The sequence below is a fragment of the Nocardia jejuensis NBRC 103114 genome (genome assembly GCF_001613145.1).
Lineage (GTDB): Bacteria > Actinomycetota > Actinomycetes > Mycobacteriales > Mycobacteriaceae > Nocardia > Nocardia jejuensis.
The window spans coordinates 1-24,617 of the sequence record NZ_BDBU01000071.1; the positions used below are offsets into that span (position 1 = coordinate 1).

Genomic DNA, 24,617 nt, shown 5'->3' on the forward strand with positions numbered 1-24,617 from the left:
GCCATCCAGGCGCAGGACTTCTTCTTCCGCAAGATCATTCGCGACAAGGGCGTGGCGCTGGCGCACGTCGCGGGCCTGGTGCAGCAGTTCATCGACGGCGGACCCGACCAGTTCAAGGGCGACCGCGCGCTGCTCGGCACCGCCCTCGCGGATGTGCAGGCCATGGCCGCGGCGCTGACCGGCTACCTGATGGCCGGGCAGAGCAACCCGGACGAGCTGTACAAGGTCGGCCTCGGCTCGGTCCGATTCCTGTACTCCGTGGGCGATCTCGTCATCGGGTGGCGACTGCTCGAGCAGGCGGCCATCGCGCAGGCCGCGCTCGACGGCGGAGCCTCGGACAAGGACAAGAACTTCTACCTCGGCAAGGTCGCCATCGCGTCCTGGTTCGCCAGGAACAAGCTGCCGCTGATCACCGGTGTGCGCAGCGTGGTGGAGAACCTCGACGACGACATCATGAAGCTGGACGAAGCGGCGTTCTGAGTTCGGGGGTCCGGCTCCCGGCACCGCGCGGGAGTCGACTCGGAGCAAACATGTAGCAGGACAGTAGGACTCCGGCACCGCACGCGAATGTGCGGTGCCGGAGTCGTGTTCGGGGAGCGCGAATCATGTTGGCGGGTATGTCCGTTTCGGCGTGTCCGGCGGCTCGCCGACGTGACACGCCAGATCTGTATGCGACCTGCGGTGTCGAACACGCGGTACCGGGTACAACTACCGCATGGTTTTCCCCGTGTCGTTCGGCTGGATTCAGATCCTGCTGGCGGTGATGGCGATCGCGGCCATCGCTCTGCTCGTGACCGCGTTCTTCAGAGCGCGCAAGGTCGGTTGGAGGGTGCTCGCGAGTCGCGGCGCGGGCGCCATGACGCTCATACTCGCCGCCGTGGTGATCCTCTGGGTCACCACGCTGCTGCAGACGTTCCTCGGACTCACCGGTGAGATCAAGGCGGCGCACATCGTGGCCACCCCGGTCGCGGGTCAGGAGCATCTGATGGATGTGGACCTGACCCTCTTCGGGGACAAGGAACACGACGAGCAGCACCTGAAATATCAAGTCGAAGGCGATATGTGGGTGCTGCAGGCCAATATCGTCGAGATGGAACCCTGGGTGAACGCGCTGGGCTTCAGCTCCGGCTACAAGGTGACCCGGATCTACGGCCAGCGCCTGGACGGCATCGCGACCAAACAGAACCACATCTTCCTCAACGGCGGAGACGGCGATTTCTTCGACGACATGAAGGGCGAGAGCTGGTACACCAAGCCGTTCGTGCGCTCGGCCTACGGCAACGCGGTCATCGCGACGCCGGGCACCTACGACGTCTTCATCTCGCGCGACGCCATCAAAACGAGGCCCGCCTAGCGAGCTCGTCGAATCGAATCTGACAGGGGTTTGTCTCTTGTACACTCCCGCTGAAGTGAACAGGTTTCACTTCAATTCGGATTCGAGGTGTGATGAAGGTTCGTACCCCAGGCGTTCTCGCCAGGCGTGCCGCGGCGGCCGCGGTCGGAGGGGTGTTGGCGGTCTCGGCCGCCATGATCGGGGCGGGCACGGCGGGAGCCGACACAGGAGGTGCCGGCACGGCCACCGCGGGCAAGGAACTGGTGGTGCTGGGTGACTCGTTCACGGCCAACGCCCTGGATCTGCTGCCCGACGAGAAACGGTGCATGCAGAGCCTGACCTCCTGGCCGGCGCAGCTGAGCACCCTCATGGGCATCAACGGGACCGACCAGGTCGCCAACCCGTCCTGCCCGGGAGCCTCGATCGACAGCGGACCGGGGTACACGCTGTCCATGGAGGCCCTGCTGGCCAGCAAGGCCGGCTCGTTCGGGCCGAGCACCAAACTCGTGACACTGCAGTTCGGTCTCAACGACCGCTGGGGCAGCTCCGAGAGTTCGCTGTGGAATGCCATGCAGCAGTGCGTGTTCGACCTCACCGACGGGTGCGACCCACAGCACGCGGACCAGGCGCGGCCGATCGACTCGCACGGCATCTCCGGCGCCGCGTACGCCGCCCGGATCCGCTCCACGGTGACCTACATCAGGTACTACGCGCCGAACGCGCGCATCGTGCTGGTCGGATACCCGGAACTGGTACCGGCCGGGCAGGAGACGGTCTGCCTCGACTTCTTCGGCGTCGCGCCGTTCGTGCAGCCGCGCGGACGCAGCATCTCCGAAACCCTGGACCGGATCGACCGAGCCCAGCGCGAAGCCGCGCAGCAGCTGCAGCTGGAGTTCCTCGACGCCCGAGCCCTGACCACCGGGCACGGGCTCTGCACGGCGGACCCGTGGGTGAACGGGGTGTTCGATCCGACCGTCAATATCGAGGGCCTGCCGTTCCACCCCTCGCCCACGGGTGACTCCGTGGTCGCGAACGCGCTCTACGAACGCTACGTGCGCTGAACCCGTTCGAGTCCGCCGATCACGCTCCCCGCGAGCTCACTGATCCGCGGACTCGATCTCGGCGATCACCGGCGCATGATCGCTGGCGCCCTTGCCCTTTCGCTCCTCGCGATCCACGTTCGCATCGCTCACCCGCGCCGCCAGCGCGGGGGAGCCGAGGATGAAATCGATGCGCATGCCCTCTTTTCGAGGGAAGCGCAGCTGGGTGTAATCCCAATAGGTATAGACGCCGGGACCCGGATGCAGCGGTCGCATCACATCGGCGAAACCGGTCTCGCCGAACGCCTCGAACGCCGCGCGCTCCTTCGCCGAGGTGTGGGTCTTGCCCTCGAAGAACTCCGGGGACCAGACGTCCGCGTCGGTCGGCGCGATGTTCCAGTCACCCACCAGCGCGATCTGCGCCGCCGGATCCTCGGCCAGCCACTTCGCACCGGCGGTGCGCAGCGCTTCGAGCCACTCCAGCTTGTAGGTGTAGTGCGGATCATCCAGCGCGCGGCCGTTCGGCACGTACAGGCTCCACACCCGCACCCCGCCGCAGGTCGCGCCGATCGCGCGGGCCTCCACCACGGGCGCGCTCAGCAGCGATTCACCGGCGTCCTTGTCGAAGCCCGGCTGATCCGGGAAGCCGATCTCCACATCCGCCAGGCCGGTTCGCGACGCGATGGCCACCCCGTTCCACTGGCTGAACCCCATGTGGGCGACCTCGTACCCGGCGGCCTCGAAGGCCTCGAACGGGAACTGCTCGTCCTTGCACTTGGTCTCCTGCATGGCCAGCACGTCGATATCGTGCCGATCCAGCCAGGAGAGCACCCGATCCTGCCGGGAGCGAATCGAATTGACGTTCCAGGTCGCGAGCCGCACGGGAAAACCTTTCAGCGGGTGTGTGTTCGAGCCGTGGTCGAGTGGGCGCCCGAGCTGTCTCGGGGCGCTGTCCGGGGTGTGCTGTCCGGGGGTGCCGTCTCAGGGCGCGGCGTACCGGTAGGCGTGATGCTCCACGAAGCCGAGTTCCCGGTACATCGCCAGCGCCACCTCGTTGTCCGCGGCCACCTGGACATAGGCGTGGGTGGCCCCGCGCGCTCTGCCCCAGCGGATCATCTCCCCGCAGACCAGCGCGCCCAGCCCACGCCGCCGATGCTCGGCGGTCACGGCCACACACGTCAAACCTACCCAGTGCCGCGCATCCGGCGCCACGGTCACCGCGGCCCGGCCGATCGCGATGGGGGAGGGCAAACCGAGTGCGGCGAAGCCGACTTCACCCTCGCGCACCGCGGTCAGCACGTCCGCCACCGGTGCGGCGGCCACCTCGGCGTCGCCGCCGCGATGACGGTGCATCGAGAGCCACGCGCCGTCGGGAGCCGCGGAGATCCGCACCATCGAGGGTCCCTGCGGCAGCACCATCGTCTCGATGTCGACCGCGAGCACCAGGGTCTCGCTCCAGGTTCGCCACCCGGCCGGCACCGGGGCCAGCCGATCCGGCAGCACCAGTTGCAACGGCAGGCCGTGTGCGGTGTACCACTCGCCGATGCGCTGCAGCGTTCCGGAATTCACCGCGGCCGGACCCTCCGAACCGCCCAGCGGCACCGCCGAATTCGCCCGCGCGGTGTAGCCCTCGCCGGCACGCAGCAGCCAGCCGTCGATCCAGGCGCGCCGCACCCCGGGCCAGCCGTCGGCCGCCGCGGCCTCCAGTGCGCGGATCTCGCTGGTGCGAATCGGCCTGGGGCCCAGAGCTTTCCAGGCCACCACCCGATCCCGGGCGATGGAGATCACCTGACCGTCGGCGGTGCGCACGGTCATCGGATCGTGGTCGACGAGTTCGCCGATCACATCTGTGAGCGGTTGTGGATAACCTTCGGGCAGGCGGTAGCGCACCACCACCCGCTTGCCGATCGGCGGCAGGCCGGACTCCGGATTCATAGCCGGACGGAATCAGTCGTCGTGCCCGAACGGATCCGGGACCGTGCCCGGGATCCAGCTCAAACCCGGTGTGCCCCAGCCGTTGCGCTTGATCGCCTTCTTGGCGGCGCGGGCATTGCGGCCCACCAGCACATCCACATAGAGGAAGCCGTCGAGGTGGCCGACCTCGTGCTGCAGCATGCGGGCGAAGAAGCCCTCGCCCTCGATCTCGACCGGTTCGCCGTGTTCGTCGGTGCCGGTGACCCGGGCCCACTCCGCGCGACCGGTGGGGTACTGCTCGCCGGGAACCGACAGGCAGCCCTCTTCGTCGTCGTCCGGATCCGGCATCGTCTCCGGGATCTTGGAGGTCTCGAGGACCGGATTGATCACCGCGCCGCGCCGCCGGACCATGGACCCGTCGGGGGTCTCGTCCGGGCAGTCGTAGATGAAGAGTCGCAGTCCGACACCGACCTGGTTCGCGGCCAAGCCCACACCGTTGGCGGCATCGAGGGTTTCGTACATGTCCGCGATCAGATCGGCCAGTTCCGCGGGTGTCTGCGTGACCTTTTCGGTCGGGGTGTGCAGAACCGGGTCGCCGACGATGACGATCGGGAGAATAGCCATGCTGAGCAGCCTACTGTGTCTATTTGCCTTCGCTTCGCCGCGGCGGGTTCGCGGCTCTGCGGGACCCGATTCCTCCCTCCTCGGCGCCTCCCGATTCGCTGGTCCGGAATCGGAGCGGGCCGCGAACCGGGGTGGTGAAAGATAGCGACACGCCGGTGTTTTTTTGCCGAAACACGCCGGAAGGTACGCGTTCCGAAGTCGGCGGCGCGTGGTTGAATGATCGGCGACGCACAAGCACCATATTCGTCTGGTGGTCACTCGGCGAGGGAGCAGTATGGACAGCGCAGCGGCACGGGAGTTCAACGAGGGTGGTGCAGCCGCGAGTGAGAACGGTCCCGCCTCGGGCGAGGACGGCGCGCACGGTCTTTCCCGGCGTGAACTGGACATTCTCGATTTCGAGCGCAAATGGTGGAAGTACGCCGGCGCCAAAGAGGAAGCCATCCGTGAGCTGTTCGACCTCTCGCCCACCCGCTACTACCAGGTGCTGAACGCCGTCGTCGACAAGCCCGAAGCCCTCGCCGCCGATCCGATGCTCGTCAAGCGCCTGCGCCGCCTGCGCGCGAGCCGCCAGAAGAGCAGGGCCGCACGCCGTCTCGGATTCCAGGTGTGACGCACGTCCCCGGTGATCCCGTGCACGTATCCGCGCAACGATTAGGCTCGATGCCGTGAGCAACCCGAGTACGCCGTCCGGTGGTCCTCCACTGCGGGCCCTGGCCATGGTGCTGATCTCCCTCGCCATCGTGTTCGCCGGCCTCGGCGCGATGTCCCTGTCGAGTTCCGACTCCTCGGACGCCAGTGCCGATTCGAGTTCGTCGACCACGACCGTCGCGTCGACCGCCGTGGTGGCGCCGTCGCTCACGGGTCAGCCGCCGCTGAACTCGCTACCCGGGACGACCGCGCCCGCGACGACCCCGCCGGCGAGCACCACGCCGCCCGTGACCACCACCACACCACCGGTGACCACGACTCCGCCGCCGACCACCGCACCCGCGGGCGCCGACAAGTCCGTTCCCGTAAGGGTTTACAACAACGGCGTCATCGCGGGCCTGGCCGCGCAGACCGGCGGGCAGCTCACCGCCAGCGGCTGGAATGTCACCGAGACCGGCAACTACGCCAACGGCGTCATCCCGAAAACCACTGTGTACTACGGAGGTTCGGCCGGCGAGCAGGCCGCGGCCGTCGCCATCGCCAAGGAGCTCGGCGCGAACGCCGAACCACGCTTCCCCGGAATCGCCGACAACCCGCCGGGTGTAATCGTCATCGTCACGGGTAATTGAGCAGCATCATCGCAGGCAACCCTGTGGTGATCGGGGGCGACGGAACACCCCGATGGCCCCTCCACTGAGGGAGATCACGGCTCTGGCATCATCTTGTCCGAGTAGCAATCGTGTCCACCTAGCGTTCCCTAAACTTGGTACTCGTAAAGGAGTTCCCCGAATGGCCCCGTCCACAACTCGTCGCCCGTCCTGGTGGACAGTGACCCCGGTGCTCGCGGTCGCGGTCCTCGGCCTCGCAGGCTGCTCCAACAGCCAGGAGTCGAGCGATGTCAAGGGAACGACCCCGCCGGTCTTCACCAGTGCCTCCGCACCGGCGGGCACCAACGAGGGCCTCGGCAACACCAGCGAGCCTCGTGACTCCGTCAGCGCGCAGCTGAAGGACTCCAACGGCGCCAGCGTCGGCTCCGCCACCTTCACCAACAAAGACGGCCACCTCGAGGTGATCATCGAAGCCCACGGCCTCAAGCCCGGCTTCCACGGCCTGCACCTGCACCAGTTCGGCAAGTGCGAGGCCAACTCGACCGCCCCGACCGGTGGCCCGGCCGGTGACTTCCTGTCCGCCGGTGGCCACTTCCAGGCCGGCGACCAGAACGCGCACCCCGCCAGCGGCGACCTCAGCTCGCTCGAGGTCCGCAAGGACGGCAGCGCCAAGCTGACCACCACCACCGACGCCGTCACCCTCGAGGAAGTCAAGGGCAAGGCCCTGATGATCCACGCGGGCGCGGACAACTTCGGAAACATCCCCAGCCGCTACGCGCAGCCCGGTGGTGCGCCCGGTCCCGACGCCGAAACGCTGGCGACCGGTGACGCGGGTGCCCGGGTCGCCTGCGGCGTCGTCTCCTAACGCAAGGTGAACCATGGCCGGGGCAGGCATCTCGAAGGTCCACTTCAACAGCTCGCCTCGACCCACGCTCGGCGTGGAATGGGAGGTCGCGCTCGTCGACAAGCAGACGCGCGACCTTTCCAACACGGCCGCAGCGGTTTTCGAGGCATGCGGTGATCTGCAATCCACCGAGGGCCGACCCCTCATCACCAAGGAGCTGCTGCGTAACACCGTAGAGCTGGTTTCCGGCAAGCACGACACCGTCGGCGAGGTGGTGGACGAGCTGCGCATGGCCCAGGACGCGGTCCGCAAGGCGGCGGATCCGCTCGGGGTCGACGTGTACTGCGCCGGAACCCATCCCTTCGCGCAGTGGTCGACCCAGTTGCTCACGCGCAGCGCCCATTACGACGAGCTCATCGAGCGCACCCAGTGGTGGGGTCGGCAGATGCTGATCTGGGGCGTGCACGTGCACGTCGGGGTCTCGCATCCGGAGAAGGTCTTCCCGATCCTCAACACGCTGCTGCTGTCGTATCCGCATCTGCTCGCGCTCTCTGCCTCCTCCCCGATGTGGGCCGGCGTGGACACCGGATACGCCAGCAACCGCGCGCTGATGTTCCAGCAACTCCCCACCGCCGGACTGCCCTTCCAGTTCGAAAACTGGAACCAGTTCGAGGCTTTCGCGCACGACCAGATCAAAACCGGTGTGTTCGAACAACTCGGCGGCATGCACTGGGACATCCGGCCGGCTCCCAAATGGGGCACCATCGAGGTCCGCATCTGCGATGGCACCCCGACCCGGGCCGAGCTCACGGCGCTGGTGGCGCTGATCCACTGCCTCATCGTCGAGATCGACCGCCGGGTCGAATCCGGTGAGACCATGCCCACCATCCCGCCCTGGCATGTGCAGGAAAACAAGTGGCGCGCAGCGCGTTACGGCCTGGACGCCATCATCATCACCGACGCCGCGAGCAACGAGCGGCTCATCACCGACGATCTGATGGACCTGCTCAACCGGCTCGAACCCACCGCCAAGAGCCTCGGCTGCGAGAACGAACTGGCCATGGTGGCGGACATTCCCAAGCGTGGTGCGTCCTACCAGCGCCAGCGCCGGGTGGCCGCGGCCGCGCAGGGCGACCTCGTCGCGGTGGTCGATTCGATCGTTCGGGAACTCAGGCAGTAAAGAGCGTTTCCCGCCACTCGGCGGGTGTGATCTTCGATACCCCGTCCGCGTATGTCGCACGGGGTGGCCAGGAGCGATATCGGGCCGAACGGGGCTTGTTCATCCGAACGCGGAGGCGGTGTTCAATACCCACGGGGCTTGCGTTCATGCGACGTTTACTATGTCTGAGTGTTGCTCGACGGTCCGCGTTCCGAACTGGGCGGTGAGGTACCCCGCAACCGGATGTGGATCCCCTCGAGGCGCATCCGGCTGACGGTCGTGCTCGCCGCCGTTCCGGTGCTGCTGATCGGGCTGCAGCTGCTCGCCTCCCACAACGGCTTCCTCGGTCCCCTCGAGAGCGTGTGGGCCGACCTCACCGGCAATCCGAAATCGTTCACCGTGCCGTGGGCCGGACTCGGGCTCGCGCTCATCGGCCTGTCCTGGCGGAACCGGGCCATCGCCTTCGGGGCGGCGCTGGGCATCGACCTCGCGTACCAATCGGTGCGATCGCTGTTCGGCGGACCGCTCGCCATGGGCAACGGTCCGGTCATGGTGCTCGCGGCCATCGTCGTTCTCGCGCTGCGCAAAGGGCAAGGGGCCGAACGCCGGAACGCCCTGCACGCCGCCGCGCTCGGCATCCTGCTGGTGCTGTCCAACAAGGTCGCCGACGTCTGGCTGTTCATCACCATGCTCGCCGGGCCCAAGGTCCTGGACGAGCACGTCGTGCTGGTGGACCACGCCCTGGGCGACCCGTCCTGGCTGATGGGGCAGCTGCTCGAATGGGCGGGCTCGATCCCGACCTTCATCCTGCACTGGGTGTACATCGAACTGCCGCTGGGCGCGATGATCGTGACCGTCTGGCAGCTGCGCAATGTCGTGAAGACGGGGGAGTGGCCCGGGCACTATCTGGTGCGCACCTTCCTCACCATCGGACTGATCGGGCCGATCGTCTACATCGTCTTCCCGGTCGTCGGACCGATCTTCGCGTTCGGCGCGGACGGGCACGCGTTCTCCCTCGGCGACTACTGGCCGAACCTGGTGCCGCCCATCGATCTCACGCCCGGCGCGCTCCCGTTCGACCGGATGACCCCGCGCAACTGCATGCCGTCCCTGCACACCGCCTGGGCGCTGTCGCTTTTCGTGCACTCGCGCCGCGATGTCGTCACCGGTGCGCTCGCACCGCGCTGGCTGCGCTGGGGCGGCACGTTCTGGCTGGTGGCCACCGTGTCCGCGACCCTCGGCTTCGGCTACCACTACGGTGCGGATCTGCTGGCCGGAGCGGTGCTGTGCCTGGCCGTCGAATCCGCGCTGCGGGCTCCGGAGCGCGGCTGGGACCGGGCCCGGATCCAACTCGTCGGGGCGGGCTTCGCGCTGTTCGCCGGGCTGCTGCTCTCGTACCGGTACCTGTCGCTGACCTACGCGGAGAATCCGCTGCCCGCGGGGATGCTGATCGTCGGCCTGGTCGCGGCCTACGTGACGGCGTTCTATCGGACCTGGTTCGCGGTGACGCCCGAACCCGCGCCCGCGATCGCCGTCGCCTCCTGAACCGGCCGCCTCCTGAACCGGCCGCCTACTCGTCCTGGGCTGTGCGGGTGGAGGATTCGCTCGATTCCTCGTCGTGCTCCGACGCCGCCGCGGAGGGCGGCGTGACCGGCCTGCTGTGGCGCAGCATCGCGACACCGCCCGCGCAGCCGAGCGCGATCAGGACCGCGGCCCAGGCCGGGGCCGAGGAATTCTCCGGCGTCACCGTGCACACGGTCTTGTCCGTGCCCTGTAGCGCGTAGTGCCCGCGCGAGACGTAATCGCGCAGTCCGAGAGCCGCCGACGGCACGAAGATCACCATGGTGCCCAGCACCCGGCTCGGCACGTAGCGGGGAGTGGCGGCGGTCAGGCCGAATCCGAACAGCCACGCCAGCGCGGCGGTCGAGCCGACCGTGATGATCGCCCAGTCGGTCTCCTCGGTGAAGGCCGTCAGCATCCCCAGCACCACCAGCAGCGCCAGGCACAGCATCGGCGTGCGCCGATTGCTGCCGGACCACATGCCGAGCGCGCCCACCGCCACCAGCAGTGGAATCGACCAGGCCGGCAGCTCCGCCGCGATGGTCGCCGAGCCCACCGAGACCAGCGCGACGCCGACCAGGACCAGTTCCCCGTCGCGGCCCGGCAGCAGCATGGCGGCGATGAGTCCGGTGGCGATCGCGGACAGCACCGCGAGCCCGACCGAGGCGGCGCTGCCACCGTGCCGCGCCAGCCATTCCGCGCTGACCAGGGTGACCAGCACCAGCACCACACCCGCCAGGATGGGCGCGAGCGGCAGCTCGATCGACGGTTTCTGCGAGGCCGGGCGATTGCGGTTGACCAGCAGGCCGATGACCACCAGCGCCAGCGCGACCTCGATCATCCACAGTGGCGGCGTATTGGACGCCTGCCAGTGCTCGGGCAGCACCCTGTCCAGCGAGTTCGCGCCGACGCGCGGCAGCGGATTCACCGAGCCGAGCAGCAGACTGATCAATGCGCCGAGCGTCCAGCCGAACGCGGGCAGCCGATGGTGCAGCACCGCCGCGCCGAGCGCGCCCATCACGATGCCGCCGGCGATCGAATCGATGAAATTCAGGGTGGCCAGCGAGGACGTGGGATCGGACGCGTGCCCGAAGAAGTGATTCAGCAGCAGCACCACGAGACCGGCGGCCGCGGTGCCCCACGCCGCCACGATGCTGCCCATCGTGGTCACCAGGACCGCGACGATCATCGCGACCAGGACGCCGGCCGCGACCGCGCGCGGCAGGCTGTACGCCAGCAGATCCAGCTGCAGCGCCGAGGTCTGCGCCGTCCAGCCGAAATCGATCGGCAGAGCCAGCGACAATCCGGCAACTGTGGTGGCTATCAGGGCCGTGACTGTTTCCAGCGCTACCCGATACGATCTCACCTGGGAGAAGCTACCGGCGGCGCGCTGTGGTATCGGTCAGACTCGCCTATGTGAAAAGTTTGCTAAGAAGAAACTGTTATAGCGCGCCGGTCGTGTGACCAGCAGTGCCTGCTCGGGTCAGCTGGACGCGGCGCGCTTGGCTGCGAAACCGCGCAGCGATTGCACCTGTGCGGGATCGAGGGACGGCCGCACGGTGGCCTGGGCCGCCGCCACATCGGCCGCCGTGACATCGGCGGTGTCGAGGTCGCGGCGCATGGCGGTCATCGCCGCCTCGCGCAGCAGGGCTGCGCAGTCCGCGGCCGAATAGCCCTCCAGTTCCTCGGCCAGCTTCCGGAGCCGCACATCCTCGGCCAGCGGCACGTGTTTGGCCGCGGTGCGCAGGATCTCGGCCCGGGCGTCGGCATCCGGCGGCGGCACGAACACCAGCCGTTCGATGCGGCCCGGCCTGGTCAGCGCCGGGTCGATCAGATCCGGGCGGTTGGTCGCGGCGACCACCACCACATCGCGCAGCGGCTCCACCCCGTCCAATTCGGTGAGCAGTGCCGCCACCACCCGATCCGTCACGCCCGAATCGCTGGACTGCCCGCGGCGCGGGGCCAGCGCGTCCACCTCGTCGAGGAAGATCAGCGACGGGGCCGAATCGCGGGCGCGCTGGAACAGTTCGCGCACCGCCCGTTCGGAGGAGCCGACCCACTTGTCCATCAGTTCGGCGCCCTTCACCGCCTGCACGCTCAACTGGCCCGAACTCGCCAGCGCGCGCACCAGGAAGGTCTTACCGCAGCCGGGCGGGCCGTAGAGCAGCACGCCGCGCGGTGGGTCGATGCCCAGGCGCGCGAACGAATCCGGATGCCGCAGCGGCCACAGCACCGCCTCGGTGAGGGCCTGCTTGGTCTCGACCATGTCGCCGACATCGTCGAGAGTCAGGCTGCCGATGGCCAATTCCTCCGAACCCGAGCGCGACAGCGGCCGGATCACCGACAGCGCGCCCGCCAGATCCTCCTGCCGCAGGACCGGCTCGCCGTGCTCCCGGCTGGCCCGCGACGCCGCCCGCAACGCCGCCTCCCGGACCAGGGCCGCCAGGTCGGACACCACGAATCCCGGTGTGCGCGCGGCGATCTCGTCCAGTTTCAGATCATCGGTCGGTGCCCTGCGCAGCAGTTGCTCGAGGAGCGCGGCGCGTACACCCGCGGTGGGCAGCGGCAGCGACACCTCCCGATCGCACAGGTCCGGTCCGCGCAACCGCGTATCCACCCCTGCCGCATTGGAAGTCGTCACCAGCAGGGCGACCGCCGGGCAGGTGACCGCGGCCCGCAGCTGATCCAGGATGAGGGTCGCCACCGGCTCCGCCTCGATCGGCAGCAGCGCGTCGATATCGGTGATGATCAGGATGCCGCCCGCGCCCGAGCAGAGCGAGGCCACCGCGTCCCCGACCTGCCGCAGCCGCGCACCGCTCTCCGCGGCCCCGGCGGTGGGGCCGTCCAACTCCACCGTCCGGCGTGAACCGGCCACCGCCCGTGCCAGGGTCGCCTTGCCGACGCCCGCGGGCCCGGTGATGAGTACGCCCAAATGCGAACTCGCGCCGAGGGTGCGCAGCAATTCCGGCTCGTCCAGGGCCAGGTTCAGCCATTCCTTCAGCTTCGCGGCCTGGGCCTGCACGCCCGCCAGATCGGCCACCGCGACCGCGGACACCGGCGCGGGCGAGGACGGCCGAATGCGCTCGGGCACCCGCACCACCTCGTCGCCGGGCAGGCCACTTGTCCGGTCGACGGCTGTCACCCCCGGGCCCCACACCACCGCGCTGTTGGGCTGCACGCTCACCGGTCCGGGCCCGGGATCGGTCGCGGTGACGGTGAGCAGCTCCGAGGTCCAGGCGATGCCGAAGGTGCGCGAAAGCGCCTGCGTGGCAGCCGAATTGCTGGTGCCGGGACCGAGGTCGCGGGGGAGCAGCGACACCGTGTCCCCGACCGTGACCACCTTGCCCAGCAGCGCCTGGCGCAGCGTGGCCTCGGGAATCGTGCTGGTGGCCAGGGCCGAACCGGTCACCGAAAGTTGCCGTGCCCCATAGACGGTCGCCGAGGTGACGACCACTGTCGCATCCTCGCGAACCCCCGCGTTGGACAGCGTCACGTCGTCGAGCAGCGCCACTCCGGCGGGGGTTCCCGCGGGGGCGATCGCCACCACCGCCGCGGTCCGGCGCGACCCGATGAGCGCGATCCCGTCCCATTCGCGTAAACCCAGCGCGGTCAGTGCCTCCGGGTGCAGCCGCACCAGCCCGCGACGGGCGTCGGCGGCGGAGCTGTTGAGTCGAGCGGTAAGCGCGAGTTCCGGCACGCACCCCATTCTGCCTGTCCCGCTCGCACCCCACGCCCGCTCACGCACCTTCGCACCCCCTGGGCCGGAGCCCCGGCGGCTATTGCGTGAGATGCGGCGCGTGCGTGTGTGCACCGCATGCGGTTCCAGCGTCGGGGATACGCTCGGCGACGGCGGCTGTCTGCTCCCGCGCCGTGGGCTTCGGCCGTGTGCTCGGGCACCGCGGCGAAACTGTGTGGGAAACGGTCGCCCGCGTCTGCGGCGGAGTTGCGCCGGTCGACGGGCCTCGGTGCGGTGAACGGTCCGTCTGGTGTGCAAGCCGTTGCCCGAGCGTCTGCTTGCCCGGCGTCGGGTGACTGATCCAGCAACCTGCGCGTGCCGGGCCACCTCTGGTGAAGCCTGTGCCCGGCCGGGTGGCAACGATTCGGGGCAATGGCCGACTATGGGGAGATGTCGGTCAGTGTGCACGAGGCGGATCTGTTCGAGGGCTTCCGCGGGCGGTTGGAGGCGATCGCCTATCGGCTGCTCGGCTCGGCCGGGGACGCCGAGGACGCGGTGCAGGAGGCGTTCCTGCGCTGGCACGCCACCGACCGCGAGCGCATCCAGACGCCCGAGGCATGGCTGACCAAGGTGCTGACCAATCTCTGCCTCAATCAGCTGACCTCCGCGCGGTCCCGGCGGGAAACCTATGTGGGGCAGTGGCTTCCGGAGCCGGTGCTGGCCGGGGATCGGATGCTCGGCCCGGCCGAGACCGTCGAACAGCGCGAATCGGTCTCCTTCGCGATGCTGACCCTGATGGAACGGCTGACCCCGAACGAGCGCGTGGTGTACGTGCTGCGCGAGGCCTTCGGTTACTCGCACGGGGAGATCGCCGAGATCCTCGACACCACCGACGTCAACTGCCAGCAGATCTACCGGCGCGCCAAACAGCATCTGGCCGGGGGACGGGCGCGCCGTGAGATCGACGAGGTCGCCGCCCGCAGGCTGGTCGAGCAATTCCTCGCCGCCGCCGTCAGCGGCGAGACCGGCACACTGGTCGAACTGCTGACCGACGACTCGATCACCGCCGGAGACGGCGGCGACTGGATCCGAACCCTCCCCGACCCGGTCGCGGGCGCGCTGCGGGCGGCGAGGTTCCTGCACGGCCGCCTCGCACCCGACGCGCGCAAGCGGGAGCTCTTCGGCGGCAGTCCGGCCGTTTTCGCCGCGATCGTCAACGACGATCCCGCCGTGGTGCTCGTGCTCGACGGACGAGTCGTCGCGGTCGCCTGCCTGAAGGTGACCGCCGACGGCATCGAGGCCGTGCACGGCCAGGCCAATCCCGCGAAACTGGGGCGGATCACGCGGGCGTGGGCCGCCGCCGAGCACGGCGAACCCCTCATGACGATCTGGTGACACAGGTCACAGCGCGCTGACTGTCAGGTTTCGCCCGGCTGTCCGGTTCAGGTATCGAACCCACCGAGACAGGAGCGAGACCATGAACCACCGCGACCACACTCCGAAGCATCGCATCGTTGTCCTGGGCGCCGGATACGCCGGAGCCATCACCGCCGGACGCCTCGCCAAGCGCCTGCACCCCGGCGATGTGGACATCACGCTCGTCAACGCCGACGCCTGTTTCGTCGAGCGCGTGCGCATGCACCAGTTGGCCACCGGACAGAATGTGAAGCAGCGCAGGCTGATCGACATTTTCGCGGGCACCGGCGTGACGGTGCGGCCGGCGCGTGTTCTGCGTGTGGACGCCGACCGCAAGGTCGTGGAGCTGGCGGACGAGCGGGAGCCCGCCGAAACCGGCCACGGCACAACCGGAACCGGCTATCGAACAGCCGAAATCGTCTACGACACACTGATTTACGCGCTGGGCAGTACCGCCACCGACGCGGGCGTACCCGGTGTCGCCGAACACGCCTGCGATATCGCCGGAAAGCGCAGCGCGCTGCGGCTGCGCGAGCGGCTGGGTGAAATCGCCCCCGGCGGAACCGTATTGGTCGTCGGTGGCGGTCTGACCGCCATCGAGGCCGCCACCGAGATCGCCGAGTCGCATCCGGACCTGCGAGTGGCGATGGCGGCGCGCGGCGGAGTGGGCGACTGGCTCAGCGACAAGGCCCAGCGCCACCTGCACAGTGTCCTCGGCCGTTTCGGCGTCACGGTCCACGAGCACGCCGATATCACGCGGGTGTCCGCGGACGGGGCGCACATCGCGGCCCGGGAGACGGGCACGGACCCGGCGGGGACGATTCCGGCCGTTCCGGCGGTGACGATTCCGGCCGTTCCGGCGGTGACGATTCCGGCCGTTCCGGCGGCGATCATTCCCGCTGAACTGATCGTGTGGGCCGCGGGTTTCACCGTGCATCCGGTCGCGGCCGCCACCACCCTGCGGGTGTCCGAGGACGGCCGGATCGTTGTCGACGGCACCATGCGCTCGGTCTCGCACCCGGACGTCTACGCCGTCGGCGACGCCGCGCACGCGGTCGGAATCGGCGACCGCGCACTCCGAATGGGCTGTGCCACCGCCTCCCCGATGGCCTGGCAGGCCGCCGACGCCCTCGTCGCCCGCTTGACCGGCCGTGAGGTGCCCGAGGCCCCGATCGGTTACAGCGCCCAGTGCATCAGCCTCGGCCGGCGCGACGCCATCTTTCAGAAGGTGACGCCCGAGGATCGGCCCACCTCGAGCGTGCTCACCGGCCGATTCGGCGCGTGGGTCAAGGAACTCATCTGCTCGGGTGCGGCCTGGAGCGTGCGCAACCCCACCCTGGGGGTGCCGAGCCGTCGCCGCCGCATCGTCGTGGACGGCGTCGCACGGCGTGAACCCGTGGTGGAGCACACCGCGACCGAGGCCGCGCGGAACGATCTCGCGGCTCGGTGACCCGTCGGGTCACAGCTGCTCGACGCTCGTCGGCCACCGAAAAACCGCGTCCCCCACCGCGATCCGCGGTGGGGGACGTGTGCGTGCGGCCGGGGCGATCTACAGCTTGCCGCTCGGGCGACGCAGCCGCAGCCGTGCGGTGGACACCGACACCCGGGGCACCCGGCTGAGCGGGCGGCGACGCTGCGCCCGGCGCTGTGCCCGGCGCTCGGCGGGCTTGTGATCCCAGGTCTCCGGGCGGGCGGCGACCCAGCGGGCCGAGTGCACCGCGAACGGAATGTGCCCGAGGTACAGCACCACCAGCGCGATCATCAGGACCAGCGGGTAGGTGACCAGCAGGGCCGCGGCCAGCGCGACCAGCACCAGCAGAATGGGCGCGGTGCGCGGGGCCACCGAGACGGACTTGATGGCCAGCGTCGGCACCGTGCTCACACACAGCAGTCCGGTGAACACCGTCCACACCGCGACCATCGGGAAACTGACCCACCAGCCGTCGCCGAACTGCTCCGACAACGCGATCGGCAGCAGCACGATGAGCGCACCCGCGGGCGCCGGAACGCCCACGAAATACTCACGCTGCCAATCGGGCACGTTGTCGTCGTCCATGAGCGTGTTGAAACGGGCCAGACGCAGCACCATGCAGACCGCGAACATGAGCGCCAGAATCCAGCCGACGCTGTCCGAGTGCAGGAAGGTCACGTACAGCACGAGCGCGGGCGCGACGCCGAAAGCGATGGCGTCGGACAGGGAATCGAGTTCCGCGCCCATCTTGCTCGTCGCGTCCAGCATGCGGGCGATGCGGCCGTCGAGCATGTCGAAGATGGCCGCCGCGCCGACCAGTGCCAGCGCGATCGCGAGCTGCCCCTGCATGGCGAACTTGATCGCCGAGAGCCCCGAGCAGAGCCCGAGGATCGTGACCATGCTCGGCAGCAGCCGGACCGTGCGATTCCGCCGCCGCACCACGGGTGCGGGCGCGAGTTGTTCCATCACGAATCCAGTTCGGCCAGTACCGTTTCCGCTCCGATGGTCCGCTGCCCGGGCACGACGAGCAGTGTGGTGCCGATCGGGAAGTAGGTGTCCACGCGGGAGCCGAACCGGATGAGACCGTAGGTCTCGCCGATCGAGATCTTGTCACCGACCTTGGCCTCGCAGATGATGCGGCGGGCCAGCAGGCCGGCGATCTGCACGACCACCAGGCGCTTACCGGTTTCGGTCTCGATGACCATGCTGTTGCGCTCGTTGGCGTCGCTGGCCTCGGGCAGGTCCGCGGAGAGGAACTCGCCCTTCTTGTAGACGACGCTCGAAACGATCCCGCTGACCGGCGTGCGCTGCACGTGCACGTCCAGCACCGTCAGGAAGATGCTCACCCGGGGCAGCGGCTGATCGCCGAGCCCGAGTTCGGCGGGCGGCACCGCGGTGTCCACGAGTGCGACCTCGCCGTCGGCGGGGGCGACGACCACGCCGGGGCGGTTCGGCGGCACGCGATTCGGGTGCCGGAAGAAGGTGGCGCAGGCAGCGGCCGCGAACAGCCCCGTGCGACGCACCCACTTGTGCCGGTAGCCCAGCGCTGCGACGGCCAGCGGCGCAGCCACGAAGGGCAGGCCGGCCGGGTGCAGCGGCGGGATGGCGGAGCGAACCAGATCGGCGACGTGGCCGAGTCCGGTTTGTTCGGGAGTGCCGGGCGGGGTGGGACGGCGGGCCACAAGCTCCTCTTTCATGCGCGGGTAGGTGCGGTTTTCGACCGCGATCACACGATACGGGAACGTGGCGCAGCGCTCGCGTCGTCGGTCTGCTACGCGGTCGTGACCGGCCCGGCAATCCCCCTCGATTGTGAGGATTGGCACACGCGTGAGAGGCTGTTGCGATTAATATGAGGGAGCCTCATGTCTGAGATGTCTGAAGTACTACATCAGGCGGGACACGGCGGCGATGGGTGGGGAACCCGGATGAAGGTCACGTTCGAAGCGCAGTACATAGGAGAAAACCATGTCTGCTCGAATTGCCTCGATCAGCGGGGCAGAGCACACGACCATGCTCGGACTCGGCGTATATCGCCCCGCACGGGTCGTAACCAACGATGAGGTCGCGGGGCCCATCGAGTCCAGCGACGAATGGATTCGTACCCGCTCCGGGATCCGAACACGCCGTTTCGCCTCCGAGGACGAGACGATCATCAGCATGAGCGCCGCGGCTGCCCGCGACGCCATCGAGTCCGCCGAGATCGAGGCGAATCAGATCGACTGCGTCATCGTGGCGACCTCGACCTGGTTGCTGCTGACTCCGGCCGCCGCACCGCAGATCGCGACCGAGCTGGGTCTCAACGGCGTCGCCGCCTTCGACATCTCCGCCGGATGCGCCGGTTTCTGTCACGCGCTGGCGGTGGCCTCGGATCTGGTGAAGGGCGGCACCGCCCGGCACGTGCTGGTGATCGGCGTCGAGCGCCTCACCGACACGATCGATCCCAAGGACCGCAGCACCGCGTTCCTGTTCGCCGACGGCGCGGGCGCGGTGGTGGTCGGCCCGTCGGAGGAGCCGGGCGTCGGTCCCACGGTGTGGGGTTCGGACGGCACCCAGCACCACGCCATCCGCCAGGACAAGGACTGGATGCAGTTCTTCGCCGAGATCGACGAGAAGGGCACGGCCGCGGTCCGGCCCTACCTCACGATGGAGGGCACGGCCGTATTCCGCTGGGCCGCACACTCGTTGGAGAAGGTGTGCCGCCAGGCGATCGAGCGCGCCGGGCTCACCACCGACGATCTGGACGCCATGGTCCCGCATCAGGCCAACGGCCGGATCATCGAGATCATGGCCCGCGTGCTGAAGCTCCCCGAACGCTGCGCGCTCGCCAACGACATCGAGGAGACCGGCAACACCTCGGCCGCCTCGGTGCCGCTGGCCATGGAGGCCATGATGCGCAAGGGTGACGCCAAACCCGGCGGCACCGCGTTGCTCATCGCCTTCGGCGCGGGACTGTCCTACGCGGCGCAGGTCGTGACCCTGCCGAATTTCAAGCAGTAGTGCCGCCTGCGCCCGCGCGCCGATCAGCGTGCGGGCCAGGCGAATCGGCTAGCCCAGATCCCAGACCACGTTCACGTCGAAGGTGACCGTCTGCTGCCCGGGTTCGAGGCTGAAGCCCGAGGCCGGCGCCGGGGCGGCGTCCCTGTACATCGGGGTGTTGCCGCCGCTGCCGCCCTCGCTGATGGTGCGCACCGTCTTCAGCTTCAGCCCGGCCAGATCGGCGTACTGCTGCGCCCGCGCCTTGGCGTCGTCGAAGGCGCGAGCGCGCGCGTCGGACAGCAGTTTCGTATTGTCCTCGAGCCCGAAGGAGACCGAGCTGATCCGGGTTTCGTTGCCACCGGCCTTGACGGCGGCATCCAGCACGGCCGACGCCTTCGGCAGATCGCGCACCGCGACGTGCACGGAATTGGTGGCCCGGTAGCCGGTGATGTTCTGCCCGTCCGGCCCGTAGCTGGGCTGCAGGGACACGTCGCTGGTGCGGACGTCCTCCTTCTTCGCGCCCGCGGCGACCATGGCGTCGGTGATCGCCTTGGCCTTGTCGTTGGCGGTGGAGACGGCGGTGGAGACGTCGTTCGCGGTCGCCTCGGCGCTCAGGTCGGCATTGAGCACATCCGGTGCGCCCTGGACCTTCCCGGTGCCTGAGACGGTCACGGTCCGGTCACCGTCGGAATCCGAACTCCCGCACCCGGTCAATACGAGCGCGACCCCGGCGGCCGCGGCACAAACACCAACAAGTCGCATGTACGCCTCTCCGAACCTTCAGCGCCCGGCCGAGAGCCGTCGGCGTCGTCTACACGTAGGCCCCTCGGAGTGGCCTCCGGATCGGGGGTGTCCCGAAGTTACCCCGATTTCCCGCGATCGGGCGGGACCTCGGGACGAGAGTTCTCAGCTCTCGACGAGGGTCTTGATCTTGCCGAGGGTGGTGTTCATGCCGTCGACGAGCGCGGCTTCGAAGCCCTCCTCGGGCCCGAAGCCCGCGGCGATGGCCTTGCGGGAGAACGCGCTGACCCCGTTGGGAATGTCCCGGCGCTGGATGAGCCGGGTGCCGCCCTCGTTCGGTTCGAGGGTGAAGCTCCAGATCACACGGCTCTCGTTCATCCGGAAGGCCAGGGCGCGCTGGGGTTCGAAGCGGACCACGCGTGAGGTGGTCGGCCAGACCTTGGCCCCGTCGCGATTGAGATTCACGGTCCAGGTGCCGGTGTGCACGGTGCGCCCGATCGGCTGCATGCGAATGGTCGTCGGGCTGAATTCGGGCATGCGCTTGAGATCGGAGACGACGTTCCAGACCTTCTCCGGCGCTGCCTTTATGTCGATAACGGCTTCGAGATTTTTCGGCAACGGTGCCTCCGCGAGACGTGAGTGCTGGTACAGGCCATCTTAGTTCCGGGTCCGCGTCCCGGATCAAGTCGACTGTGACTACTGAAAATCGACTAGATCACATTCCGGTGTTGACGGCTTTCCAAATGTAATGGGCAGCGCACACTATGGGATAGACGAAGTAACAGACACTGCCACCCTGATTCCCCCTTAAACGTGAGGTGATCGGCCGTGAACCTGCGCTCGCTCCTGCATCGCAAGACCAAGGCGGTCCCGCTTCTCCCGGCTGATGAGACCAGCTCGGCGGCGCGCCCACCTGGTCATACCGCCAGATCCAGACGTAAGGGCAACAGCGCGCTCGAGGAACGGCTCGAACGTCTGCTCACCCCCGGTGAGCTCGATATCGTTCAGCACCACCGGATTTGATCGGGATGTCCGACCGAGACGAGGCGATGGTGCGCAACGGCAACGATTTGCCACGCCCCCGCATACTCAACAGGTGACCTCTCCAGCTGCCGCCAAGCCGGCCATACTCAGCGTCGACGACGACCCGGGCGTCTCGCGCGCGGTCGTTCGCGACCTGCGCCGCCGGTACGGGTCGGACTACCGGATATTGCGTGCGGAGTCCGCCGCGGACGCCCTCGAGGTGCTGCGGGAACTCAAACTGCGTGGCCAGCCGGTCGCGGTATTGATCGCCGACTACCGGATGCCGAACATGAACGGCGTCGAATTCCTCGAGCAGGCCATGGACCTGCACCCGTACGCCCGGCGGGTCCTGCTGACCGCCTACGCCGACACCGAGGCCGCCATCGAGGCCATCAATGTCGTCGACCTCGATCACTACCTGCTCAAGCCGTGGGATCCGCCGGAGGAGAAGCTCTATCCGGTGATCGACGCGCTGCTGGACGCCTGGCGCGGTGACGATCACAAGCCGGTCACCGAGACCAAGGTGGTCGGGCATCGCTGGTCGGCCCGATGTTCCGAGGTCCGCGAATTCCTGGCCCGCAATCAACTCCCGTACCGCTGGTATCAGGTCGACGAGCCGGAGGGCGCGCGTCTGCTGACCGCCGCCGGCGCCACCGAGGACCAGTGCCCGGTGATCATCAATTCCACCGGCGATGTGCTCGTCATGCCCACCGACGCGGAATTGGCCTCGAGCGTGGGCCTGTCCATCGACCCGTCCGGCGACTTCTACGACCTGATCGTGATCGGCGGTGGACCCGCCGGTCTGGGCGCGGCGGTGTACGGCGCGTCCGAGGGCCTGCGCACGGTTCTGGTGGAACGCACCGCGACCGGCGGCCAGGCCGGGCAGAGTTCGCGCATCGAGAACTACCTGGGCTTCCCGGACGGCGTCTCGGGTTCGCAGCTCGCGGATCGGGCCCGTCGCCAGGCGGTCAAGTTCGGTGCCGAGCTGATCGCCGCGCGTGAGGTCGTCGCGCTGGAGTCGTGCGGGTCCGCCCGGGTGGTGAAGTTCGCCGACGGCAGCCAGATCGCCGCGCACAGCGTGCTCATCGCGACCGGCGTGAACTATCGGCATCATCCGGCCCCCGGGGTGGACGACTTCACCGGCCGCGGCGTCTACTACGGCTCGGCCATGACCGAGGCGTCGGACTGCTCGGACCGTGACGTCTACATCGTGGGCGGCGCGAACTCGGCCGGTCAGTCGGCGGTGTATCTGTCCCGGCACGCGGCGACCGTGCACATTCTGGTGCGCGCGGCGTCGCTGGAGGACTCCATGTCGCACTACCTGATCCAGCAGATCGAGCAGATCCCGAACATCAAGGTGCACGCGCGCACCGAGGTGATCGCCGCGCACGGCGACGACCACCTCGAGGGAATCGTGCTGCGCGACAACGCCACCGGAGCCGAGGAGAAGGTCGCGGCCGAGCGGCTGTTCCTGTTCATCGGCGCGGCCCCGGAGACCGAATGGCTGGACGGCGTCATCACCCGCGACGAGGCCGGGTACGTGCTGGCCGGCCCGGATCTGATGGTGGACGGTGCGCGCCCGGCGGGCTGGGAGCTGCCGCGGCCGCCGCATCACCTCGAAACCAGTGTTCCGGGCGTTTTCGTCGCAGGCGACGTACGGTCGGAATCGGCGAAGCGGGTGGCATCGGCGGTCGGCGAGGGTGCGATGGCCGTCATGCTGGTACACCGCTACATCGCGAAACAGTAGGAGTAGCCGGATGGGCAACCATGGTTTGATCTGCGATCCCGATGAACTACGCACATTGTTCCTTTTCGAGAAGCTGAACGACGAACAGCTGGCGTGGCTGTGCCGCGACGGCCGCGTGGAGATTTTCGAACCGGGCCTGGTGTTCCGCGAGGGCGATCCCGCGACCTGCTTCTACGTGCTGATGGACGGCGAGGTCCGGCTCACCAAGATGTCCGGCGGCGAGGAGATCGAACTCGTCCGCACGGACCATCACGGCTCGTACGCGGGCGCGTGGACCGCCTATATGGGCGACAAGGTGGACCAGAACTACAACGGCTCGTTCTACGTGACGCGGCCCTCGAAGTTCTTCGTGCTGGACGCGGGCACCTTCGCCCGAATGGTCCAGGAGTGGTTCCCGATGGCGCTGCACCTGCTCGAGGGCGTGTTCTTCGGCAACCGCAATTCCAACGAGATCCTCGGCCAGCGTGAGCGGCTGCTGGCGCTGGGCTCGCTCTCGGCGGGCCTGACCCACGAACTGAACAATCCGGCCGCGGCCGCGGTGCGCGCGACCTCGTCGCTGCGTGAGCGCGTGGCCGGGATGCGGCACAAGCTGAAGATGATGGCGCACGGCAAGTTCGACTCGAACACCCTCGAGGCGCTGGTGCAGTTGCAGGAGGAGGCGGCCGCGCAGGTCGCCAAGGCCCCGACGCTCACCTCGCTGGAGGCCGCCGACCGTGAGGACGAGCTCGGCGACTGGCTCGAGACGCACAATATCGACAACGGCTGGGATCTCGCGCCCAATTTCGTCCAGGCCGGATTCGACATCGACTGGCTGGAGAAGGTGCACGGCACCCTGGATCAGTGCGGCGACAACGTCTTCGAGGGCGCGATCCGCTGGCTCAACTACACGGTCGAGACCGAACTGCTGATGAACGAGATCGCCGATTCCACCACCCGCATCTCCTCGCTGGTGAACGCGGCCAAGCAGTACTCGCAGATGGATCGGGCCCCGTTCCAGGTGGTCGACATTCACGAACTGCTGGACAGCACCCTGGTCATGCTGGCCCGCAAGATCGGCGACGGGGTGGTGGTGCTCAAGGAGTACGACCGCGGCCTGCCGCCGGTGCCGTGCTTCGCGGCCGAGCTGAATCAGGTGTGGACCAACCTGATCGACAACGCGGTCGGCGCGATGCACGGGTCGGGCACCCTCACCGTGCGCACCTACCGTGAGAACGACTGTGCGACAGTGGAAATCGGTGACAGTGGTCCCGGCATCCCGGCGGAGATCCGCAACCGCATCTTCGAGCCGTTCTTCACCACCAAACCGGTCGGCGAGGGCACCGGCCTGGGGCTGGACATCTCGTTCCGGATCGTGGTGAACAAGCACCACGGTGATATCCGGGTCGAATCCGAGCCCGGCAACACCCGATTCATCGTCCGGCTTCCGCTGGAGAACCCGGAAGCCGAAGCCACACAACTCGATACGGGAGAACACTGATGGCCGAGCAGATCGAGGGCATCGACACCACCGCCGCTCCGAGCGGCCCGGGCTGCGTGGAATGCGAAGCCGCCCAGGGCTGGTGGGTACATCTGCGCCGCTGCGCCCAGTGCGGGCACGTCGGATGCTGTGATTCCTCGCCGTCGCAGCACGCGACGAAGCACTTCAAGGACAGCGGTCACCCGTTCGTGCAGAGCTACGAGCCGGGGGAGACCTGGTTCTACAACTTCGACACCCAGGAGATGTACGGCGAGGGGCCGGAACTGGTTGCGCCGCTGCATCATCCGCTGGATCAGACCGTGCCGGGGCCGCGCGATCGCGTGCCGAGCGACTGGCAGCAGCACGTGCACTGAGCCGTGA

The 24,617-nt window shown here is 68.3% G+C and carries 24 protein-coding genes; 15 read left to right on the forward strand and 9 right to left on the reverse strand.

What is annotated here, in order from left to right; genetic code table 11:
• The 3 genes from NJ1_RS36100 to NJ1_RS36110 all read left to right on the forward strand — a co-directional run.
• A partial coding sequence (locus tag NJ1_RS36100; RefSeq protein WP_169813251.1) for an acyl-CoA dehydrogenase C-terminal domain-containing protein occupies positions 1 to 480 on the forward strand: 480 nt, incomplete at its 5' end.
• Between the two features lie 235 nt (positions 481 to 715).
• Positions 716 to 1,354 carry a hypothetical protein gene (locus NJ1_RS36105; protein ID WP_067704305.1) on the forward strand — a complete coding sequence of 213 codons (639 nt, stop codon included), beginning with the start codon at positions 716 to 718 and terminating at the stop codon, positions 1,352 to 1,354.
• Positions 1,355 to 1,446: 92 nt separating this feature from the next.
• Positions 1,447 to 2,394: an SGNH/GDSL hydrolase family protein gene (locus NJ1_RS36110; protein WP_067704308.1), complete on the forward strand. Its 948-nt coding sequence runs from the start codon at positions 1,447 to 1,449 to the stop codon at positions 2,392 to 2,394.
• 36 nt (positions 2,395 to 2,430) lie between these two features.
• On the opposite strand, the gene NJ1_RS36115 is transcribed toward NJ1_RS36110, so the two are convergent.
• The 3 genes from NJ1_RS36115 to NJ1_RS36125 all read right to left on the reverse strand — a co-directional run bounded on the left by NJ1_RS36115 (position 2,431) and on the right by NJ1_RS36125 (position 4,911).
• Complete coding sequence (locus NJ1_RS36115; protein ID WP_067704311.1) at positions 2,431 to 3,255, reverse strand: exodeoxyribonuclease III; 825 nt, start codon at positions 3,253 to 3,255, stop codon at positions 2,431 to 2,433.
• Positions 3,256 to 3,354: 99 nt separating this feature from the next.
• Positions 3,355 to 4,308, reverse strand: coding sequence for an N-acetylglutamate synthase, CG3035 family (locus NJ1_RS36120; RefSeq protein ID WP_067704313.1), 954 nt, complete (start codon positions 4,306 to 4,308; stop codon positions 3,355 to 3,357).
• Between the two features lie 12 nt (positions 4,309 to 4,320).
• Positions 4,321 to 4,911, reverse strand: coding sequence for a peptide deformylase (locus NJ1_RS36125; RefSeq protein WP_067704316.1), 591 nt, complete (start codon positions 4,909 to 4,911; stop codon positions 4,321 to 4,323).
• 274 nt (positions 4,912 to 5,185) lie between these two features.
• Here NJ1_RS36125 and napA point away from each other — a divergent pair, with 274 nt between their 5' ends.
• The 5 genes from napA to NJ1_RS36150 all read left to right on the forward strand — a co-directional run bounded on the left by napA (position 5,186) and on the right by NJ1_RS36150 (position 9,715).
• Positions 5,186 to 5,521: a nucleoid-associated protein NapA gene (napA, locus tag NJ1_RS36130; RefSeq protein ID WP_067704318.1), complete on the forward strand. Its 336-nt coding sequence runs from the start codon at positions 5,186 to 5,188 to the stop codon at positions 5,519 to 5,521.
• A 55-nt stretch (positions 5,522 to 5,576) separates the two neighbouring features.
• Positions 5,577 to 6,188 (forward strand): LytR C-terminal domain-containing protein, encoded by a 612-nt coding sequence (locus NJ1_RS36135; RefSeq protein ID WP_067704320.1) that lies wholly within the window; start codon positions 5,577 to 5,579, stop codon positions 6,186 to 6,188.
• Positions 6,189 to 6,348: 160 nt separating this feature from the next.
• Positions 6,349 to 7,032: a superoxide dismutase[Cu-Zn] gene (gene sodC, locus NJ1_RS36140; protein ID WP_067704322.1), complete on the forward strand. Its 684-nt coding sequence runs from the start codon at positions 6,349 to 6,351 to the stop codon at positions 7,030 to 7,032.
• Positions 7,033 to 7,045: 13 nt separating this feature from the next.
• Complete coding sequence (locus tag NJ1_RS36145; RefSeq protein ID WP_067704325.1) at positions 7,046 to 8,191, forward strand: glutamate--cysteine ligase; 1,146 nt, start codon at positions 7,046 to 7,048, stop codon at positions 8,189 to 8,191.
• 168 nt (positions 8,192 to 8,359) lie between these two features.
• Positions 8,360 to 9,715, forward strand: a complete 1,356-nt coding sequence (locus NJ1_RS36150; protein WP_339381290.1) for a phosphatase PAP2 family protein — start codon at positions 8,360 to 8,362, stop codon at positions 9,713 to 9,715.
• Positions 9,716 to 9,740: 25 nt separating this feature from the next.
• Here NJ1_RS36150 and NJ1_RS36155 read toward each other — a convergent pair whose 3' ends face one another.
• Both NJ1_RS36155 and NJ1_RS36160 read right to left on the reverse strand, forming a co-directional pair.
• Complete coding sequence (locus NJ1_RS36155) at positions 9,741 to 11,096, reverse strand: hypothetical protein (protein ID WP_157574582.1); 1,356 nt, start codon at positions 11,094 to 11,096, stop codon at positions 9,741 to 9,743.
• 117 nt (positions 11,097 to 11,213) lie between these two features.
• Positions 11,214 to 13,427: an AAA family ATPase gene (locus NJ1_RS36160; RefSeq protein WP_245717737.1), complete on the reverse strand. Its 2,214-nt coding sequence runs from the start codon at positions 13,425 to 13,427 to the stop codon at positions 11,214 to 11,216.
• A 411-nt stretch (positions 13,428 to 13,838) separates the two neighbouring features.
• Between NJ1_RS36160 and sigJ the strand changes: the two genes are divergently transcribed.
• Positions 13,839 to 14,801 (forward strand): RNA polymerase sigma factor SigJ, encoded by a 963-nt coding sequence (gene sigJ / locus NJ1_RS36165; RefSeq protein ID WP_339381291.1) that lies wholly within the window; start codon positions 13,839 to 13,841, stop codon positions 14,799 to 14,801.
• A gap of 82 nt (positions 14,802 to 14,883) precedes the next feature.
• A complete protein-coding gene (locus NJ1_RS36170; RefSeq protein ID WP_067704331.1) occupies positions 14,884 to 16,272 on the forward strand; it encodes an NAD(P)/FAD-dependent oxidoreductase in 1,389 nt (462 codons plus the stop codon).
• Between the two features lie 99 nt (positions 16,273 to 16,371).
• On the opposite strand, the gene pssA is transcribed toward NJ1_RS36170, so the two are convergent.
• Together pssA and NJ1_RS36180 are read right to left on the reverse strand one after the other, a co-directional pair.
• Complete coding sequence (gene pssA / locus NJ1_RS36175; RefSeq protein WP_067704334.1) at positions 16,372 to 17,259, reverse strand: CDP-diacylglycerol--serine O-phosphatidyltransferase; 888 nt, start codon at positions 17,257 to 17,259, stop codon at positions 16,372 to 16,374.
• The gene (locus tag NJ1_RS36180; protein ID WP_067704398.1) at positions 17,259 to 17,975 is read right to left on the reverse strand and encodes a phosphatidylserine decarboxylase; all 717 of its coding nucleotides are present in this window, start codon (positions 17,973 to 17,975) and stop codon (positions 17,259 to 17,261) included. The genes pssA and NJ1_RS36180 overlap by 1 nt, the downstream gene beginning before the upstream one ends.
• Positions 17,976 to 18,258: 283 nt before the next feature.
• Between NJ1_RS36180 and NJ1_RS36185 the strand changes: the two genes are divergently transcribed.
• Positions 18,259 to 19,290, forward strand: coding sequence for a beta-ketoacyl-ACP synthase III (locus tag NJ1_RS36185; protein WP_067704347.1), 1,032 nt, complete (start codon positions 18,259 to 18,261; stop codon positions 19,288 to 19,290).
• A 48-nt stretch (positions 19,291 to 19,338) separates the two neighbouring features.
• Here the strand turns inward: NJ1_RS36185 and NJ1_RS36190 are convergent, their stop codons facing one another.
• Together NJ1_RS36190 and NJ1_RS36195 are read right to left on the reverse strand one after the other, a co-directional pair.
• Positions 19,339 to 20,031, reverse strand: a complete 693-nt coding sequence (locus NJ1_RS36190; protein WP_067704350.1) for an SIMPL domain-containing protein — start codon at positions 20,029 to 20,031, stop codon at positions 19,339 to 19,341.
• A 144-nt stretch (positions 20,032 to 20,175) separates the two neighbouring features.
• Positions 20,176 to 20,628, reverse strand: a complete 453-nt coding sequence (locus tag NJ1_RS36195; protein ID WP_067704353.1) for an SRPBCC family protein — start codon at positions 20,626 to 20,628, stop codon at positions 20,176 to 20,178.
• A 210-nt stretch (positions 20,629 to 20,838) separates the two neighbouring features.
• On the opposite strand from NJ1_RS36195, the gene NJ1_RS39565 reads away from it, so the two are divergent.
• The 4 genes from NJ1_RS39565 to NJ1_RS36215 all read left to right on the forward strand — a co-directional run bounded on the left by NJ1_RS39565 (position 20,839) and on the right by NJ1_RS36215 (position 24,610).
• On the forward strand, positions 20,839 to 21,033 hold the full coding sequence (locus NJ1_RS39565; protein WP_157574584.1) for a hypothetical protein: 195 nt from the start codon (positions 20,839 to 20,841) through the stop codon (positions 21,031 to 21,033).
• A gap of 73 nt (positions 21,034 to 21,106) precedes the next feature.
• Positions 21,107 to 22,780, forward strand: coding sequence for an FAD-dependent oxidoreductase (locus tag NJ1_RS36205; RefSeq protein ID WP_067704360.1), 1,674 nt, complete (start codon positions 21,107 to 21,109; stop codon positions 22,778 to 22,780).
• Positions 22,781 to 22,790: 10 nt separating this feature from the next.
• Positions 22,791 to 24,257 (forward strand): ATP-binding protein, encoded by a 1,467-nt coding sequence (locus tag NJ1_RS36210; protein ID WP_067704363.1) that lies wholly within the window; start codon positions 22,791 to 22,793, stop codon positions 24,255 to 24,257.
• Positions 24,257 to 24,610 (forward strand): UBP-type zinc finger domain-containing protein, encoded by a 354-nt coding sequence (locus NJ1_RS36215; RefSeq protein ID WP_067704366.1) that lies wholly within the window; start codon positions 24,257 to 24,259, stop codon positions 24,608 to 24,610. Before NJ1_RS36210 ends, NJ1_RS36215 begins: the two co-directional genes overlap by 1 nt.
• Positions 24,611 to 24,617 lie beyond the last annotated feature (7 nt).

Coding starts and splice junctions, on each gene's coding strand:
- NJ1_RS36105 (WP_067704305.1), top strand. CDS start 716: ATGGTTTTCCCCGTGTCGTTCGGCTGGATTCAGATCCTGCTGGCGGTG.
- NJ1_RS36110 (WP_067704308.1), top strand. CDS start 1,447: ATGAAGGTTCGTACCCCAGGCGTTCTCGCCAGGCGTGCCGCGGCGGCC.
- NJ1_RS36120 (WP_067704313.1), bottom strand. CDS start 4,308: ATGAATCCGGAGTCCGGCCTGCCGCCGATCGGCAAGCGGGTGGTGGTG.
- NJ1_RS36125 (WP_067704316.1), bottom strand. CDS start 4,911: ATGGCTATTCTCCCGATCGTCATCGTCGGCGACCCGGTTCTGCACACC.
- napA (WP_067704318.1), top strand. CDS start 5,186: ATGGACAGCGCAGCGGCACGGGAGTTCAACGAGGGTGGTGCAGCCGCG.
- sodC (WP_067704322.1), top strand. CDS start 6,349: ATGGCCCCGTCCACAACTCGTCGCCCGTCCTGGTGGACAGTGACCCCG.
- NJ1_RS36145 (WP_067704325.1), top strand. CDS start 7,046: ATGGCCGGGGCAGGCATCTCGAAGGTCCACTTCAACAGCTCGCCTCGA.
- sigJ (WP_339381291.1), top strand. CDS start 13,839: ATGGCCGACTATGGGGAGATGTCGGTCAGTGTGCACGAGGCGGATCTG.
- NJ1_RS36170 (WP_067704331.1), top strand. CDS start 14,884: ATGAACCACCGCGACCACACTCCGAAGCATCGCATCGTTGTCCTGGGC.
- pssA (WP_067704334.1), bottom strand. CDS start 17,259: ATGGAACAACTCGCGCCCGCACCCGTGGTGCGGCGGCGGAATCGCACG.
- NJ1_RS36185 (WP_067704347.1), top strand. CDS start 18,259: ATGTCTGCTCGAATTGCCTCGATCAGCGGGGCAGAGCACACGACCATG.
- NJ1_RS36190 (WP_067704350.1), bottom strand. CDS start 20,031: ATGCGACTTGTTGGTGTTTGTGCCGCGGCCGCCGGGGTCGCGCTCGTA.
- NJ1_RS36210 (WP_067704363.1), top strand. CDS start 22,791: ATGGGCAACCATGGTTTGATCTGCGATCCCGATGAACTACGCACATTG.
- NJ1_RS36215 (WP_067704366.1), top strand. CDS start 24,257: ATGGCCGAGCAGATCGAGGGCATCGACACCACCGCCGCTCCGAGCGGC.